At 63.6% G+C, this 15,498-nt stretch carries 14 protein-coding genes and 1 pseudogene; 4 read left to right on the top strand and 11 right to left on the bottom strand.

Annotation, left to right across the window (positions count from 1 at the left end; all coding sequences use genetic code 11):
• Positions 1-12: 12 nt before the first annotated feature.
• The 7 genes from sphantq_RS21165 to sphantq_RS21135 form a co-directional block, all read right to left on the bottom strand.
• Positions 13-369, bottom strand: a complete 357-nt coding sequence (locus sphantq_RS21165) for a DUF6691 family protein (RefSeq protein ID WP_254913922.1) — start codon at positions 367-369, stop codon at positions 13-15.
• A 65-nt stretch (positions 370-434) separates the two neighbouring features.
• Positions 435-872 carry a YeeE/YedE family protein gene (locus tag sphantq_RS21160; protein ID WP_024018485.1) on the bottom strand — a complete coding sequence of 146 codons (438 nt, stop codon included), beginning with the start codon at positions 870-872 and terminating at the stop codon, positions 435-437.
• A gap of 35 nt (positions 873-907) precedes the next feature.
• Positions 908-1,402 carry a hypothetical protein gene (locus tag sphantq_RS21155; RefSeq protein WP_130752805.1) on the bottom strand — a complete coding sequence of 165 codons (495 nt, stop codon included), beginning with the start codon at positions 1,400-1,402 and terminating at the stop codon, positions 908-910.
• Positions 1,403-1,714: 312 nt separating this feature from the next.
• Entirely contained in the window at positions 1,715-2,164 is a 450-nt protein-coding gene (locus tag sphantq_RS21150; RefSeq protein WP_024018487.1) for a four-helix bundle copper-binding protein, read from the bottom strand.
• Between the two features lie 48 nt (positions 2,165-2,212).
• On the bottom strand, positions 2,213-3,103 hold the full coding sequence (locus sphantq_RS21145) for a copper resistance protein B (RefSeq protein WP_370569401.1): 891 nt from the start codon (positions 3,101-3,103) through the stop codon (positions 2,213-2,215).
• Positions 3,104-3,147: 44 nt separating this feature from the next.
• Positions 3,148-4,800: a copper resistance system multicopper oxidase gene (locus sphantq_RS21140; RefSeq protein WP_443021572.1), complete on the bottom strand. Its 1,653-nt coding sequence runs from the start codon at positions 4,798-4,800 to the stop codon at positions 3,148-3,150.
• Between the two features lie 291 nt (positions 4,801-5,091).
• A complete protein-coding gene (locus tag sphantq_RS21135; RefSeq protein WP_024018490.1) occupies positions 5,092-5,454 on the bottom strand; it encodes a hypothetical protein in 363 nt (120 codons plus the stop codon).
• 384 nt (positions 5,455-5,838) lie between these two features.
• Here sphantq_RS21135 and sphantq_RS21130 point away from each other — a divergent pair, with 384 nt between their 5' ends.
• The 4 genes and pseudogenes from sphantq_RS21130 to sphantq_RS21115 all read left to right on the top strand — a co-directional run bounded on the left by sphantq_RS21130 (position 5,839) and on the right by sphantq_RS21115 (position 11,203).
• Positions 5,839-6,891, top strand: a complete 1,053-nt coding sequence (locus sphantq_RS21130; protein WP_272800329.1) for a retropepsin-like aspartic protease — start codon at positions 5,839-5,841, stop codon at positions 6,889-6,891.
• Between the two features lie 226 nt (positions 6,892-7,117).
• Complete coding sequence (locus tag sphantq_RS21125) at positions 7,118-8,638, top strand: aldehyde dehydrogenase family protein (RefSeq protein ID WP_024018492.1); 1,521 nt, start codon at positions 7,118-7,120, stop codon at positions 8,636-8,638.
• Positions 8,639-8,695: 57 nt separating this feature from the next.
• A pseudogene (gene adhP, locus sphantq_RS21120) lies at positions 8,696-9,732 on the top strand (alcohol dehydrogenase AdhP).
• A 181-nt stretch (positions 9,733-9,913) separates the two neighbouring features.
• A complete protein-coding gene (locus sphantq_RS21115; protein WP_024018494.1) occupies positions 9,914-11,203 on the top strand; it encodes a glycoside hydrolase family 130 protein in 1,290 nt (429 codons plus the stop codon).
• 100 nt (positions 11,204-11,303) lie between these two features.
• Here the strand turns inward: sphantq_RS21115 and sphantq_RS21110 are convergent, their stop codons facing one another.
• The 4 genes from sphantq_RS21110 to gnd form a co-directional block, all read right to left on the bottom strand.
• Positions 11,304-12,071 (bottom strand): HAD-IIB family hydrolase, encoded by a 768-nt coding sequence (locus sphantq_RS21110; protein WP_024018495.1) that lies wholly within the window; start codon positions 12,069-12,071, stop codon positions 11,304-11,306.
• A gap of 202 nt (positions 12,072-12,273) precedes the next feature.
• Entirely contained in the window at positions 12,274-13,089 is an 816-nt protein-coding gene (locus sphantq_RS21105; RefSeq protein ID WP_024018496.1) for a Cof-type HAD-IIB family hydrolase, read from the bottom strand.
• The gene (gene zwf / locus sphantq_RS21100) at positions 13,086-14,516 is read right to left on the bottom strand and encodes a glucose-6-phosphate dehydrogenase (protein ID WP_024018497.1); all 1,431 of its coding nucleotides are present in this window, start codon (positions 14,514-14,516) and stop codon (positions 13,086-13,088) included. Before zwf ends, sphantq_RS21105 begins: the two co-directional genes overlap by 4 nt.
• Positions 14,513-15,496 carry a phosphogluconate dehydrogenase (NAD(+)-dependent, decarboxylating) gene (gnd, locus tag sphantq_RS21095; protein WP_024018498.1) on the bottom strand — a complete coding sequence of 328 codons (984 nt, stop codon included), beginning with the start codon at positions 15,494-15,496 and terminating at the stop codon, positions 14,513-14,515. The genes zwf and gnd overlap by 4 nt, the downstream gene beginning before the upstream one ends.
• Positions 15,497-15,498 lie beyond the last annotated feature (2 nt).

Raw genomic sequence — 15,498 nt, 5'->3', positions numbered from 1 at the left:
GCCGGCTCCGATTCAGATCTTCGGGCGATCGATGAAGCGGTGCACCGCGAACCCTGCCAGCATCGCGATCACGAAGGGCGCGGCAAGCGTCGGGCGGATGGCAAGGTCCGCAATCGCCGGACCGGGGCAGAGGCCGGCAATTCCCCAGCCGATCCCGAAGATTGCACTACCGCCGATCAGGCGCGCGGTGATCTCGCGGGCATCCGGCAGCGAGAAGCGGCTGTCGGCAAGTGGCGTCTCCATCCGCCGCCGGATCACCCAGGCCAAGGCCATCGGGGCGATGGCGCCTCCCATCACGAAAGCAAGCGTAGGGTCCCAGCGGCCTCCGAACAGATCGAGGAAGGCACGCACGCGGGTCGGATCTGACATGCCGGAACAGGCGAGTCCTGCGCCAAACAGGAGCCCGGCAATGAGTGCGATAGGGATGCGGACCCTCACCACGAAACGCCTAGCACGCGCATCACCGCGACGGTCGCGAAGCCAAAGCTCACGAAGCTCAAAGTTGCTACGATCGATCGCGCTGACAGGCGGGAGAGGCCACACACGCCGTGGCCGCTGGTACAGCCGCTGCCCATCCGGGTACCGAAGCCGACCAGCAGCCCGCCGATCAGGACCACCGCCGGCGAGGATGGAAAACGGGCAATTACCGGACCTGAGATCAGGTTCACGATCCCCGCTCCGAACGGCAGGCCGACAATGAAAGCCGCAGCGATGCTCCAGGGCGGGCCAGTCTGTGAGAGGGCGAAGGCACGCGCGGCGAGGCCGCTCACGCCCGCTATCCGGCCGAGGCCGAGCAACATGATCGCGCACGCCAATCCGATCAATATTCCGCCCGTCAAGGCAGCGAGCGGCGTGGCGTTGGTCCAGTCCATCAGAGCATATCCAGCGGCAACCTCAATGGCGCCATTCAGGCTGTGGCGTCCATCGCCATCGCTTGAGCCTGGCGGTCGGCAGGGTTGATGCGTTGGTGTGCCGCCGTCGCAGCACTGGCCGTCGCGACAGTTACGTTCGCGTTGAAAAGCTGAGGGGCTTCAGGAACGCTCTGTCGGCCAAGGGCGGTCAGGTCGTGATGGACCAGTACGCTGGCCGGCTTGTACCGAATGGCTGGGACCGCCTCATTTTCTCCACGTTCACCCGCTGCGGCGGCTGCGGATGTTGCGCGACGGCTCTGGGCCATTTCCGGGTCTTGCCCTTCGCAAAGGCAGGCGCGTTCAGCACAAGGCTGGCTTCCCCGGTCGCCTCGCTCACGAAGTTGGTCCCGCCGTATTCCCACCAGCAAATGCTGATAATTCTCGACGAAGCGTCGGTGGATCAAGCGCGCCTCGGGGCAATTCGCCGCCGCTGCCTGTGACCGGTGGGCGCGCACGCGCCGTAGCAAGTAAGGAATATCGCACTCGTTCATGACCGCCTCCATGCATTGAAAGTCGCAATTGGGTCGCGCCGGGTCTCTACGGAAATATACGAATGCTTCTCGTGCTTATGCCGGCTCGGATGCGGCGCCCTATGAGTGCGGGACGGATATGCCAGATGCTGTTGCGCCAGAACGCAAAGCGCCGGGAAGTTGTTGCTGGCTCAGACGGGTGGCCTGGGGCCGGCAAACATGCGGTCCGCAGCGGAAATCTGGCACGATCGTGCCCGCGGCTGATTGGCCGGTCGCGTGGCTTGCGGAATGAACGTCGGGTGCGGATCCGGAGGCAAGCGGTGACCGGCCAGATCACATTCCCATACTGGCCATTTCCTTGCAGCTCGCCGCGCAATCCCTGCAGGTCTGGGCGCAGGCCTGCATGCGGGCGTCGCCGGAGATCTTCGCGCAATCGCGCGCGCAGGCTTCGCACATCCGGGCACAGGCGTCGCACAACAGGGCATGCTGCGGCGATCGGCGCAGCATGGAATTGGCGGTTGTCTGGCAGAGCTCCGCGCAGTCCAGAAGCAAAGCGATGTGCGTCGCCTCGATATGAGCCGGTGCGCCTTGCTCGGTGCAGTATCGCGCGGTTTCCAGGCACATGCGGTGCGATGCGATACAGCTGTCGACGCACTCGTCGAGCGTCATCATGCCGTCACCACGCTTCCTTGGCGCCGCGATGGCCGGGCCTGCCGCGGCGACAGCCCCGGTAAGCGCCGCGAAGGTGAGTCCCGAACCGATGACGGCGCGACGATCAAGCATGATTTGGTCCTTTCCAAAAAGTTTAGCCGCTGCGGTTCAGCGCGCGTCTCACCACCAGATCCGTAAGCCAGCCACAAACCGGTGTTCGGTGGGATTTTCGCCAGCAAGGCGACGAAAATCCGCCGTCTCACCAAAGGAGCGCTCCCATACAAAGCCGACATAGGGAGCGACTTTTCGGTGAATCTCGTAGCGCATCCGCAAGCCGAGCTCGAGGTTGCTCAGGCCTCCGCCGAGCCCGCGCTCGGGAGCCGCCTTGCTGTAGGCGTTCGATTCCAGCTGCGGTACGAGGATGAGGCGGTTGGTGAGCAGCACGTCATAGGATGCCTTCAGACGTGCCGCGAGACGGCCATCGTCTCCAACGTAGCCGGTCAGCTGGACATCGAACCAATAGGGGGCCAGGCCCTCGATCCCCCCGGCGATCCAGCGATGGGCTCCCGGGCCGATGTCCTGACGCACGCCAAGGATCGTTCCCCAAAACGGGCGCTGTCCGTGCCACCAGAACGCCTCGACCGAGGATTCCGGATCAAGCCGCTCACCGGATTGTTTCAGGCCCTGGCTCCGCAGCAAGAGTTTGTCGTTGTCCGGGCCATTGGTAATCTGACCCGACCAGCTGATGCCTTGGCCTTGCTTGTTCGTGAGGAACTCGAGCTCATCCACGAGCACCTTGGCCACCGAAATTTTGTCGGCCATCTCATAGCCGGGCAGCGTCGAATTCCTGTAGCCGTCGGAATAAGCGTCCGGGTCGCGCGCATCGGCGCCGGGCTTTCCGCCACTCATGTCCATGCCGGGCATGTTCATCGGGGGCGCGCTGCTGCCATCTTTTTGCTGGTCGCCCATCTGCATATCCGGCGGCATGGCCTGATCATTGGAGCTGGCGGCCTCGGCGTTGCCCGCGGGTTTCACCTGCTGGCTGAGCGCGGGTTCGGTGATGGTGGTCATCGCGAGCCCGGTGAGAGCCAGCAACCAAGTTGAGCGCGAGCTTGTCATGCCACGACCACCTCGCGGAACATGCCCGCCGCCATGTGGTAGAGAAGGTGGCAGTGAAAGGCCCACCGGCCCATCGCGTCGGCCGTCACGCGAAAGGCCACGCGCTGGGCCGGTTGCACCGAAATGGTGTGCTTGCGGACCTGGAACTGTCCGTCGGGCGATTCAAGATCGCTCCACATCCCGTGCAGGTGCATCGGGTGGGTCATCATCGTATCGTTGACGAGGATGATCCTGAGCCGTTCGTTCGGGGTGAAATGCAGGGGCTTCGAATCGTTGAGCTTCACGCCGTCGAATGCCCACACGAAGCGTTCCATGTTGCCGGTCAGATGGAGTTCGATCTCGCGCTGCGGTTCGCGGGGGTCTGCCGCCGGCCCTGCTGTCTTCAGATCCGCATAGGTCAGGGTCCGGCGCCCATTGCGCCGCAGCCCGACGCCGGGATCATCGAGATTGGTACGCGGAAAGTCGACGCGCATGTCGGTATTGGCACCATATTCGGTACGCGCATGGCGGGCTTTGGGTGTCGTCTCGACCATGCCATGGTCGTGACCGGCCGGTCCCATCCCCGCCATCCCGGCCATCCCACCCATCATGTCGATCGGATCGAGCCAGGAGCGCGGATCGACCGGGGGAATGTCCGCGCTCATGCCGTCACGCGGCGCGAGCACGCCGTGGACAAAGCCGGTGCGATCCATGGACTGGGCGAAGATCGCATAGGCCTTGTCGTCCGCGATGGTCGCGATGACGTCGTAGGTTTCACCGGGTCCGATCCGGAATTCATCCACGTCGACCGGCTCGACGGGTTGTCCGTCGGCGGCGACGACCGTGAGCATCAGGCCGGGAATCCGAACGTCGAAATAGGTGGCGGTTCCGGCGCCGATAAAGCGCAGGCGAACCCTTTCGCCCTTGCTCGCGATGCCCGTCCAGTGCCTGGCGGAGGGCGCGCCGTTCAGGAGATAGGTGTAGGTGGCGGCGGACACGTCGCTCAGATCGGTCGGATTCATGCGCGCCTTGTTCCACATCGCGCGCTTCGACAAAGCACCGCCCAGCCCGAGCTTGCCGGCATCGCGCGCAAAATCGCCGGCGGTCGGCTGCGCGAAATTATAATAGCTGCTCATCTTCTTCAGGTTCAGATAGACCTGAAGCGGAGCCTCGTCCGTCCAGTCGCTGAGCATGACCGTATAGTCGCGGTCGGCGGCGAGGGGCGTCTCGCTCTTCGATTCGATGATCATCGGGCCATAAAGGCCCGTCTGCTCCGCCAATGTATGAGCATGGTACCAGAAGGTGCCGCTCTGCTTCACGACAAAGCGGTAGGTAAAGGTTTCGCCCGGCGCTATTCCGCCAAAGCTGATCCCTGGCACGCCATCCATGTCCGTCGGCAGGATCAGGCCATGCCAATGGATGCTGGTCATTTCATCCAGACTGTTCTTGACCCTGATCGTTACAGCGTCGCCTTCGCGCAGCCTGATCAGCGGGCCCGGCACGCTCCCGTTGACGGCCGTGGCGACGCTCGCTTTTCCGGAATAGTTGACCGTGACCCGGCTGATGTCGAGATCGATCTCGGTGCCGCTCAGCACGTCCGGCGTCTTCACCGCCGGTGCCGCGAGCGCGTGCGCGGGCCAACCCAGCGTGGCAAGGGCTGTCGCGAGCAAAAGACCTTGCACGAAGCCTCGGCGACCGGTGGTCGTATCGGCAAGCGGGGGAAGTAGAGTCCGCATCAATTTGAACTTTCGGAACCAGACCTGAAGAGACGCCGCGGAGCCGATTGCCCCGCGGGGGCATGGTCGCAGAGACGGCCGACCGGGCAGGCGGGGTCAGGGGCGCATGAAACCCGGCCGAGGAAGTGAAAGGCGCGCAGGATCAGCGTCCGGTGGAGACATCCGTATCTGCCGGACCCTCGCATCTGTCTCGCCAACGCTGTCGGCCCTTCACTTCCGCGCTTCCTACATGTCGTCGCTCATCGGCGTGGCGGGCATGCTGGCGGCGGGCGGCGCCTGGTCCGGCTTCGCTTTGGGCGCCATCGGCATCTTGTCCTTGCACCCGGCCGCCCCGCCACATCCCATCTGCATGCCGCCCGACGCGTTCACGCCCATCTGATGGTCGTGCATCATCTCGTCATGCATCTGTCTCGCGCCATGCTTCATCCCTGCCTGATGGGCCTGATGCGCCTCGTGGTTCTGGTGCTTGACGACTTTTGCCGGCACCGGCGGGGCCTCATCCGCCCAAGCCTGCGTCGCCGAGAGCGCGACAAGCGCAGCGATGGCGGGGACGATCAGGCCAGCTTTGCTACGGAAAATATTCTGCATGACTTGGCTCCTCGAAGAATTGGACGTGGGGACCGCAAGATTTCGATCCGTTTGAAGATGCCAGCAGAAGTGCCGTTCGAGCCGTTCGGGAAATATACGTTTTGTTACGGATGCCTGCCGCCGGCGCAGCATGCGAACGATCATGCCGGGCAATGAGACCGCCTGTGCGGCGTCGATCGAACGGGGCGGTTTTCCAGAAGCAGGCAGGGCAGATTGGAAAACGACGCGGACGCTTATCACAGGATGCATCGCCGGACGCTTCTCGCCCGCGGCCTGTCCGCCGCGTCGCTCCTGGGCGCCTCGTCGGCTGGCTTCCCTCTGACGTCTCTCGCCCGCGCAGGCGATGGGTGGGGTTCCTTTGCCTGGACGTCAGCGGAGATCGCGATGGGCGATACGCTGATGGTCTCGGCAGAGGTGGCCGGCAGTCCCGTCCGCGCCATTCTAGACAGCGGAAGCGCCGCTTCGATCATCAATACGCGCCTGGTGGAGAGTCTGGATATCGCCCCATCCGGGAAACGGATCATTCGCGGCACCGGTGGCCGCGTCGAGGTCACCGAGATCAGCGACGTTGCCCTCACCGTCGCCGACGATCGCAGGCGCTTGCCGTTCGCCATCGTGAGCGACCTTGCGGCGATATCGTCCGAATTCGGGCGCCCGATCGATCTGGTCCTGGGGGAGGACATCTTGGCGGGGCGCTGTGTCGCCCTCGACTTCACGCAGGACCGGATCGGCTTCGCCCCGACGGGGAGTTTTGCCGGCGGGAGCGGCTGGCGTCGCCTTCCTCTGACGCACGGGACTCGCAGCGAACTGCTGGTCACAGCGTCGATCGGGGGCGGGAGCCCCGTGCAACTCATTTTCGATCTCGGGAGCGCAAATGCGCTCATGCTCTCTACCCCCTTTGTCGCTGCGCAGGACCTCCTCGCCGGCAAGGCCCGGTCGACCGCGGCGCTGGGAAGCCTCGATGGGGTCCAGATTGTGACCGCCTTTGTTCTGGACGACATTGTTATCGGCGAAGTGCTCATTGCCGGGGTGCCGGTGGCGGGGCTGGATCATTGGCAATCCGACAGCGCGGTGGGGAGCATCGGATTGCCGCTCATCGCGCAATTCGATGTGATCATGGATATCACTGCGGAAAGCCTGTGGCTGCGTCCGGCGCCGCCAAAACACAGGCTCCCGATGCTGAAAGACCGTTCAGGCTTCGGCCTGGCGGTTTCGCCTTCCGCCCTGACCGTCGCCCATGTCGCGGTCCATAGTCCGGCCGAGAAGAGCGGCTGGTCGGTCGGCGATCGGATCGTCCGTATCGACGGGCGGCCAATCAATGCAAGCTACACGCGTGGGCAGCTTTGGCGCTGGCGCTTCCTTCCTGCCGGCACCCACTTCAGGCTCGTCGACGGATCCGGTATCGTGCGGCTGCTGACGCTCGCAGATTATTACTGACGTTGACGCCCGTGTCGGCGTTCGGTCGCGACGCACGGCTTCTTGTTGCCGATCGACACCGCATCCAACCGGCCCCGGATTGCTCTATCAGCCGCTACGTAACAATCCCAATACTTCGCAAAGTCGTCATCTCGCACATCCGCAACGCAGCCCTCCTGCGAGGGAGAATATTGAGTCCGCGGTGCCGCACACCTGGGCGCCGGGCCATGTATAGCGGAGATGTTTCATGTTCCAGCAAGCGATCGACACCGTCCGGGCGAAGGGTCACGCACCGTCGCGTTATGGCAACTTCATCGGTGGACGATGGGTGGAGCCGATACGCGGCGAATATTTTACGGACCATAGTCCGATCAACGGCCGGCAGCTCGCCGAGATCGCGAAGTCTTCGCCAGAGGATGTGGAGGCAGCGCTGGATGCTGCCCACCGGGCGAAGGAGGGCTGGGCGCGCATGTGCCCCGCCGAGCGCGCAAGGATCCTCAATCGCGTGGCTGACCGGCTCGAGGACAATCTCGAGCTGCTCGCGCTGGCCGAGACCATGGACAACGGGAAGCCGATCCGGGAGACCCGCGCCGCCGATGTGCCGCTGGCCATCGATCACTTCCGCTATTTCGCCGGCTGCGTCCGCGCGGAGGAAGGGTCGATCTCGACAATCGACGAGAAGACGATCGCCTATCATTTCCGCGAGCCGCTGGGCGTCGTCGGACAGATCATTCCGTGGAATTTCCCGCTGCTGATGGCGGCCTGGAAGATTGCCCCGGCGCTCGCGGCCGGCAACTGCACGGTCATCAAGCCCGCCTCGCAGACGCCGCTTTCGCTGCTGCTGTTCGCCGAGCTGACCGCCGATATCCTGCCGCCGGGGGTGGTCAATATCGTGACCGGACCGGGTGGGTCGGTCGGACGCGCGATCGCGGCCAATCCGCGGATTGCGAAAGTGTCCTTCACCGGCGAAACGACGACCGGCCGGCAGATCATGGGCTATGCCGCCGAGCACCTGATCCCGCAGACGATGGAGCTGGGCGGAAAGTCCCCGAACATCTTCCTGGCGGACGTCATGAACGAGGACGACAATTTCCTCGACAAGGCGCTGGAAGGCTTCGCCCTGTTCGCGTTCAACAAGGGTGAGGTCTGCACCTGCCCCTCGCGCGCGCTGGTCCACGAATCGATCTTCGACCGGTTTGTCGAAAGGGCGGTCGCGCGCGTCGCGGCGATCCGGGTCGGCGACCCGCTCGATCCGCTCACGCAGATGGGCGCGCAGGCGTCGGAGGACCAGCTCCACAAGATCCTGGGCTATATCGACATCGGCAAGCAGGAAGGCGCCGAGTGCCTGACGGGGGGGCAGCGCGCCCGTCCGGGAGGCGAGCTCGACGACGGCTTCTTCGTCGAGCCCACCGTGTTTGTCGGCAACAACAAGATGCGGATCTTCCAGGAGGAGATTTTCGGGCCGGTCCTGTCGGTGACCCCGTTCAAGACGATCGAGGACGCGATCTCGATCGCCAACGACACCATCTACGGATTGGGCGCCGGTGTGTGGACCCGTAACGGCAATCATGCCTATCGGCTGGGCCGCGCGATCGAGGCCGGTCGGGTGTGGACCAACTGCTATCATGCCTATCCCGCGCACGCGGCGTTCGGAGGATATAAGGCCTCCGGGTTCGGGCGTGAAAACCACAAGATGATGCTCGACCACTATCAGCAGACCAAGAATCTGCTGGTCAGCTACGACGAGACGGCCCTCGGCCTCTTTTGACCCGGCTCACCCAGGCCGCGGCCAATCCGCGCGGCCGCCTCTGCAAGGAACACCACGATGAACAAGACCATGAAAGCTGCGGTCGTACGCGAATTTGGCCAACCGCTGGTGATCGAGGAAGTGCCGGTCACGATGCCTGGCCCGGGCCAGATCCTGGTGAAGATCGCGGCGACCGGCGTTTGTCATACAGACCTTCACGCGGCCGAGGGGGACTGGCCGGTCAAGCCCAATCCACCGTTCATTCCCGGCCATGAGGGTGTCGGTCATGTGGTCGCGGTGGGTAGCGGCGTGACCTATGTGAAGGAGGGCGACCGTGTCGGCGTCCCCTGGCTCTACACCGCCTGCGGGCACTGTGTTCATTGCCTCGGCGGATGGGAAACGCTCTGCGAGGCCCAGCAGAATACCGGCTATTCGGTGAATGGCAGTTTTGCCGAATATGTTCTCGCCGATCCCAACTATGTCGGTCACCTGCCGGCCAATATCGGGTTCATCGACATCGCCCCGATCCTGTGCGCCGGCGTGACGGTCTACAAGGGGCTGAAGGTCACGGACACACGGCCCGGCAATTGGGTGGCGATCTCGGGCATCGGCGGTCTCGGGCATATGGCCGTGCAATATGCCAAGGCGATGGGGCTCAATGTCGTGGCCGTCGATATCGACGACGCCAAGCTCGCGCTCGCGGAGCGACTGGGCGCAGATCTCTCCGTCAACGCGCGCAACGTCGACCCCGCGGCATTCATCAAGAAGGAGATCGGGGGCGCCCATGGCGCACTTGTCACCGCCGTGTCGCCGATCGCATTCAAGCAGGCACTCGGCATGGTCAGGCGGGGCGGCACGGTGGCGTTGAACGGGCTTCCGCCAGGCGACTTTCCGCTGTCGATCTTCGACACGGTCCTCAACGGGATCACCGTTCGCGGCTCCATTGTCGGCACTCGCCTCGATCTGCAGGAAGCCCTTGATTTTGCCGCCGAGGGCAAGGTCACGCGACCGTCACGACGGACACGCTGGAGAATATCAACGACATCTTCGCGCGCATGCATCATGGCGAAATCGAAGGCCGGATCGTGATCGACTTCGAGGGCGGCGCCCAGTGACGGCGCGCTCGCTCAAAGCCTGCGCGGAACAACCGCTCTCGCATCGAGTTAGCCTCGGCTCTCGACGTCGGCGGGTCACGTGCCGCGACCCCGGGGCGAGTTTTCTCGTACCGTGGGACCGGCACAAAGCGGTCATAGATCTCCTTGGTCGCGGCAGCGCCCTGGGTGGAGACCGGCCGGCATGACCGAACGCGCCAAGCTCACCTTTTACGACCGCGTGCTTCGACCCGATCCATCACGCACTGTCGTCCGGCCATTTGAGCCGAGTTACCCCAGAGGCTTCGACGACGGTCCATCCCGCACGCAGGAGACAGTCGACCTGATCATGGGTCTCGACGAGGCTGAGTTGGCCCGCCAGTTGAAAGGCGTGACGCTGTCGCTGGACGAGAACCATCGTGATGTTGATGCCATGCTGCTTCGCCAATTCGACGATATCGCCGGTCGGATTAAAGGCGCTGATCGGACGAACGCTGCGCAACGACGATTGATCGGTGCCTATTGCAGCGAGGAATTTGCATATGAGGCGGCCGCCTTGTTCAATCCAAGCGCGGTACTCCATCCCGACCAGTCGGGTCTTGCCGAAGGCACCATCCGTTTCGTGATCTCGTTGCGGGGAATTGGCGAGGGACATGTGTCGTCCGTGACGTTCCGCACTGGCACCTGGACGCCGGGAGGAGCGCTCGTCGTCGATGATGCCAGTCCGACATCGGTAGCGCCCCTTATCGATACCTGTCCGAGAGGTGAGGGCGTAGCGGCGCGCCTTTGCTGCGCTGGTGGCAGGTCGATTTCGGAGACCGTGCTGTTCCCGGTACTGCCAAGCCAAACGCAAGGCATCGAAGATACGCGCCTCGTCCGCTTCTGCGAAGATGACGGCAGCATGATCTATCATGGAACCTATACCGCGTTCGGCGGGGGCCAAGTGCGATCGGAATTGCTGACGACGTCCGATTTTCGGTCGTTCGACATGCGCGTTCTGAGCGGTCGCGCCTCGAGCGGAAAGGGTATGGCCCTCTTTCCGCGGCGCATCGCGGGCAAGTACGCAATGCTTGGGCGTCAGGACAGCAAGAACATCTGGCTACATTTTTCCGATGAGCTGCTGAACTGGGAAGGGGGCGAAAAGCTCATTACGCCAAAGTTCCCCTGGGAATTCGTGCAGGTGGGAAATTGCGGGTCGCCGATCGAGCTCGACGAAGGCTGGCTGGTGATGACCCACGGTGTCGGCACGGTGCGAAACTACTGCATCGGCGCGTGTCTGCTCGACAAGAACGACCCATCGAAGCTGCTGGCCCGCACGCCGCGCCCGGTGCTCTTCCCCAGTCCCCACGAGCGAGACGGTTACGTGCCCAACGTCGTCTACAGTTGCGGTGCGATTGTTCAGGGTCGGACGATGTTGCTCCCTTATGGCGTGGCGGACAGCTTTACTGCCTTCGCTACGGCATCGATCGACAATCTCCTCGATGTGATGGAGTAGGTCACTTTGGCTCACAGGGAATAGTCGGCCGCCGGGTGGAGAATTCTTGTTCCGGCCGGCGTGAGACGCGCCCGGGCGGCGGGTCATCTCGCACCTGTGGTTATTGCTCGGCCAGAGCGGGATCAGGCGCGAGGCAAGCGAGGATTGCCATGATCGCGGTTCGGGTCTCCGCCACGTCTCGCACGGGGATTACGTCGATTCCGGCTGCGCGAACGGGATCGTCATTGCCACCGGGATAGATCGCGTCCCCCATGAACAGCATGGCCGACTGCGGAATGCCGGATTCCTCGGAAAGACGGCGCATTCCGTAGGCCTTGTCGATACCTTGGCGAGTAATGTCGATGGAGGTTGATCCTCCCACGTTGACGGACAATTCCGGCAGTCGTGATCGAAGCGCCGCCTGCAGTGCCTTGCGCTTGGCGAAGTCGGGATCCCACGCTTTCTTTGCATCGAGCGGCGCCTCCTGTCCAAGTCCAGAGAAAGTAATCTGGCTTCCGCGGTCCTCGATCCGCTCGCCCCATATCTTCTCGTGCGCCAGGTCCATCTCGTCCAGAGCCTGTTCAAACGCGCGCAGAATGCGCTGGCGTTCGTCGGGGTCGAACACATCAGCATAGACTGGTTTCCAGCTGCTCTCGAAACGGTAGAGTTTGGTGCCCGTCGTCGGCATAATGAAGAGCTGCCGGAGGTTGGCACTGCTCGGCAGCAGCGACACGACTTGCGCTTCGAACTGCGGCCAGTCGCCACCGGAGATAACCGCGACGCCGACGAGATCGAGCAGCGCGGCAAGCAACTCGACCATATTCTGGTCGATCGGCTGCTTGCTTTCAGCCAGCGTGCCGTCGAGATCGAAGGCGAAAAGTCGCTTCATCGGTGGACTCCAATCAGGGTGCGGTCGCTCGGCAGGTAGGCGGCGCTAAGGCACGATCGCCGGCTCTGGTGGATCTCCGAACGCGATGCGCCTTTCCAAGATGCCGCAGCGGATCCGCCTTTGGCCCGGCTCGTGCGGCGCTGCACATTTTTTGCGCGCCACCTCGTCGCGCACATCGATGGCGCGACCGACAATGGCTGGATCATCTCGCAGCCTCCGTCTGGATGATATTGTCTATCGCCTGGGCAGCGCCGTCCTCCTCGTTCGACACAGTCACCTGGTCAGCGGCTGAGCGGACCGCGTCGGGACCCTGTCCCATCGCAATTGAGAGGCCAGCGCGCGCGAACATTGGAAGGTCATTGCGCTCGTCCCCCAAGACGGCAACGTTGGCGAGCGGCACTCCGATCGCGGCTGCCAGGGCGGCGACGCCATCACCTTTGTTGGCCTGGGCGGCGGTAATGTCGAGATAGTAAGGCTGTGAACGGCCGACAGTCGCAGAGCGTCCGAGCGCTGCCGCGATATCGCCGTCAAGTCGCGCGAGGAGTGCTTGGTCGTTGCTGACGCCGACGATCTTGTCAGTGTGTGCGAGCAATCCCGCGAAGTTGTCCCTGATTATCGGCTCGATGTTTGCCGCGCGGCGCTCGCGCGGAACGTACACATCGTCGGCCGCGCGTGCGTACCAGAGGCCGCCCGTGAACAGCCAGGGCGTGACGGCTGGGTGCTCGAGCAGGGCGAGCGTCCGCGCGGCGCACTCGGGATCGAGTTGGTCGGCCGAGATGACAGCCCCATCCGTCTCGACGATCGTGCCGCCATTGAAAGCGCCGATGACGCCCGGGAGTTCCAGCCGTCTCGCGATCCAAAGCATGCCGCTGGGCGGGCGAGCACTGATCAGGCTCACCGCAATACCAGCTGCTCTGGCGCGTCCAACTGCAGAGATGACGCCTTCGGAGAGGCTTTTGTCCTGGCGGACGAGCGTGCCATCTATATCGGAGACGATCAGGCGAATAGGGCTGCTCATCCCAGGTGATGCCAGCGTCGATGCGAGCGGTGCATCAGCGCATCCGCACTTTCTGGGCCGGCGCTGCCTGCGGCATAGTCCTCGGGAGTGCCCTGCGTCCACAGATCGAGGAGCGGCTGCACAGCGCGCCAGCCACCTTCGATTTGCGCGGCGCGCTGAAACAGCGTCTGGTCGCCGGATTGCACGTCATACAGCAAAGTTTCGTAGCCGGTCTGGTGGCCAACGTCGAAATGGTCACGGTAGCGGAAATCCATTGCCACTGGCGCAGTGTTCACGACGAGCCCAGGCCGCTTGACCACAAACTCGAGGCTGATGCCCTCGTCGGGCTGGATTTGCACCACAAGACGGTTGGGGGGCAGCCGGTCCACCACCGTCTCCTGGAAAAGCGCCAGCGGCACGTCGCGGAATTGGACGACGATCTCGGTATCACGGGTCGCCAGCGCCTTCCCGGTGCGTAGATAAAAGGGCACGCCCGACCACCGCCATGTCTCTACGTGCAACTTGAGTGCGGCGAAGGTCTCCGTGCGGCTGGCAGGGTCCACGTCGGGCTCGTCGAGATAGGCGGGAACGGCCTTGCCAGCGACTGAGCCCGAGCAATAGCGCCCGCGAATGGCCTCGGCCGGGTCGATCGGCAGGATGGCGGCAATCACCTTCTCCTTCTCCGTGCGGATCGCATCGGCATCGAAGCTGATCGGGGGCTCCATCGCTATCATCGCCAGTAGCTGGAAGAGATGATTGGGAACCATGTCCCGCAATGCGCCGGTGGCGTCGTAGAATCTGCCGCGGGTGCCGACGGTCACTGCCTCGGCCGCCGTTATCTGGACATGGTCAACGTAGCGGTTGTTCCAGACGGCCTCCATCATGGTGTTGCCGAAGCGTGTGACCATGATGTTCTGCACGGTCTCCTTCCCAAGGAAATGATCGATCCGGTAGATCTGGGACTCGCTGGCGCGGGAAAGGATTTGCCGGTTCAGCGCCTGCGCGGAGACAAGGTCGGTCCCGAACGGTTTTTCGATCACGACGCGGCGGAAACCATCGGTCTCGGTGAGCAGTCCTGCATCGCCGAGCTGATTGACGACGGTCCCGAAGAAAGTCGGCGCGGTGGCGAGGTAGAATATCGCGTTGCCGGCGAGTTGGCGGCCGAGACCCTGATACATTGCCGGGTCGGCGAAATCGCCTTTCAAATAGCGGATACGACTGCGGAGCCATTGCCAGTTGGCATCGTCCTCCACGCCTTCGTCAAGCGCCGCGCGCAGCTGTTCGTCGTCGATGTCATGATGGCTGACACCGACGAGCGCCAAATCCTCCTTCAGCAAGTCGGCCCGAGCGAGGTTGACGAGCGCGGGTATCAGCAAGCGGCGGGCGAGGTCTCCGAGTGCGCCGAAGATAACGAAGGTGGCAGAGGGCGCAGTCGGAGCATCGCTCATTGCGGCATCTCGACATGGCCACCGAAGCCGAACCGCATCGCCGAGAGCAGCTTGTCGCCGAACGTTGTGTCGACGCGGCTGCGGTAGCGCGCGAACAGTGCCGCTGAGAGCACGTAGGCAGGGACTGCCTCCTCCATTGCCGCCTCGATCGTCCAGTGACCCTCGCCGGAATCCGCGACCTGGCCGGAGAATTGTTCCAGCATTTGGTCCTTCGCGAGCGCCGTTGCGGTCAGATCGAGCAACCACGAGGAGATGACGCTTCCGCGACGCCAAACTTCGGCGATGTCCGTCAGGTTGAGGTCGAAGCGCTCGTCTTCCGGCAGCTTGGCCGATGACTTGCCCTTCAGGATGTCGAACCCCTCAGCATAGGCCTGCATCAAGCCATATTCGATGCCGTTGTGCACCATCTTGACGAAATGGCCCGAGCCGGCGGGACCGGTGTGGATATAGCCCTTCTCGGCACGGGCATCCTCGTTGGGATCGCCGCGATCCGGCGTGCGTGCGATCGTCCCGAAGCCTGGTGCCAGGGCCTCGAAGAGAGGATCGAGACTGACGAGCGTCGCAGCATCGCCTCCGATCATCATGCAATAGCCTCGGTCGAGGCCCCACACGCCGCCTGAGGTGCCCACATCGACATAGTGGAGCCCCTTCATGGCGCACAGCTTCGCCCGGCGGATGTCGTCCTTGTAGAAGCTGTTGCCGCCGTCGATGATTATGTCGCCTGGGGAGGCGAGGCCCATCAGCGTCTCGATCGTGCTCTCCGTCGGCGGTCCGGCTGGCAGCATCACCCAGAAGATGCGCGGCCCCTCCAGCGTGGCTGCGACCTCCTCAAGCGAAGCGGCGGGGGTCGCGCCTTCGCCGGCCAGCATGGCCACCAGCGGCGGGTTCCGATCATAGGCGACGATCTCGTGACCGCCGCGCATCAGACGGCGCGCGATATTGGCACCCATCCTGCCGAGGCCGATCATCGCTATACGCATCT

Source organism: Sphingobium sp. AntQ-1, from assembly GCF_028538045.1.
Lineage (GTDB): Bacteria > Pseudomonadota > Alphaproteobacteria > Sphingomonadales > Sphingomonadaceae > Sphingobium > Sphingobium cupriresistens.
The sequence above is the reverse complement of the archived record's forward strand: the minus strand, read 5'-3'. Positions and strand labels throughout refer to the sequence as shown.

What these genes read in the sequence shown, in the direction of transcription:
- sphantq_RS21135 (WP_024018490.1), bottom strand. Translation starts at nt 5,454, where the DNA reads ATGCAGAATATTTTCCGTAGCAAAGCTGGCCTGATCGTCCCCGCCATC.
- sphantq_RS21105 (WP_024018496.1), bottom strand. Translation starts at nt 13,089, where the DNA reads ATGAGCAGCCCTATTCGCCTGATCGTCTCCGATATAGATGGCACGCTC.
- sphantq_RS21150 (WP_024018487.1), bottom strand. Translation starts at nt 2,164, where the DNA reads ATGCTTGATCGTCGCGCCGTCATCGGTTCGGGACTCACCTTCGCGGCG.
- sphantq_RS21165 (WP_254913922.1), bottom strand. Translation starts at nt 369, where the DNA reads ATGTCAGATCCGACCCGCGTGCGTGCCTTCCTCGATCTGTTCGGAGGC.
- sphantq_RS21110 (WP_024018495.1), bottom strand. Translation starts at nt 12,071, where the DNA reads ATGAAGCGACTTTTCGCCTTCGATCTCGACGGCACGCTGGCTGAAAGC.
- sphantq_RS21125 (WP_024018492.1), top strand. Translation starts at nt 7,118, where the DNA reads ATGTTCCAGCAAGCGATCGACACCGTCCGGGCGAAGGGTCACGCACCG.
- sphantq_RS21130 (WP_272800329.1), top strand. Translation starts at nt 5,839, where the DNA reads ATGGGCGATACGCTGATGGTCTCGGCAGAGGTGGCCGGCAGTCCCGTC.
- sphantq_RS21160 (WP_024018485.1), bottom strand. Translation starts at nt 872, where the DNA reads ATGGACTGGACCAACGCCACGCCGCTCGCTGCCTTGACGGGCGGAATA.
- zwf (WP_024018497.1), bottom strand. Translation starts at nt 14,516, where the DNA reads ATGAGCGATGCTCCGACTGCGCCCTCTGCCACCTTCGTTATCTTCGGC.
- gnd (WP_024018498.1), bottom strand. Translation starts at nt 15,496, where the DNA reads ATGCGTATAGCGATGATCGGCCTCGGCAGGATGGGTGCCAATATCGCG.
- sphantq_RS21145 (WP_370569401.1), bottom strand. Translation starts at nt 3,103, where the DNA reads ATGACCACCATCACCGAACCCGCGCTCAGCCAGCAGGTGAAACCCGCG.
- sphantq_RS21115 (WP_024018494.1), top strand. Translation starts at nt 9,914, where the DNA reads ATGACCGAACGCGCCAAGCTCACCTTTTACGACCGCGTGCTTCGACCC.
- sphantq_RS21155 (WP_130752805.1), bottom strand. Translation starts at nt 1,402, where the DNA reads ATGAACGAGTGCGATATTCCTTACTTGCTACGGCGCGTGCGCGCCCAC.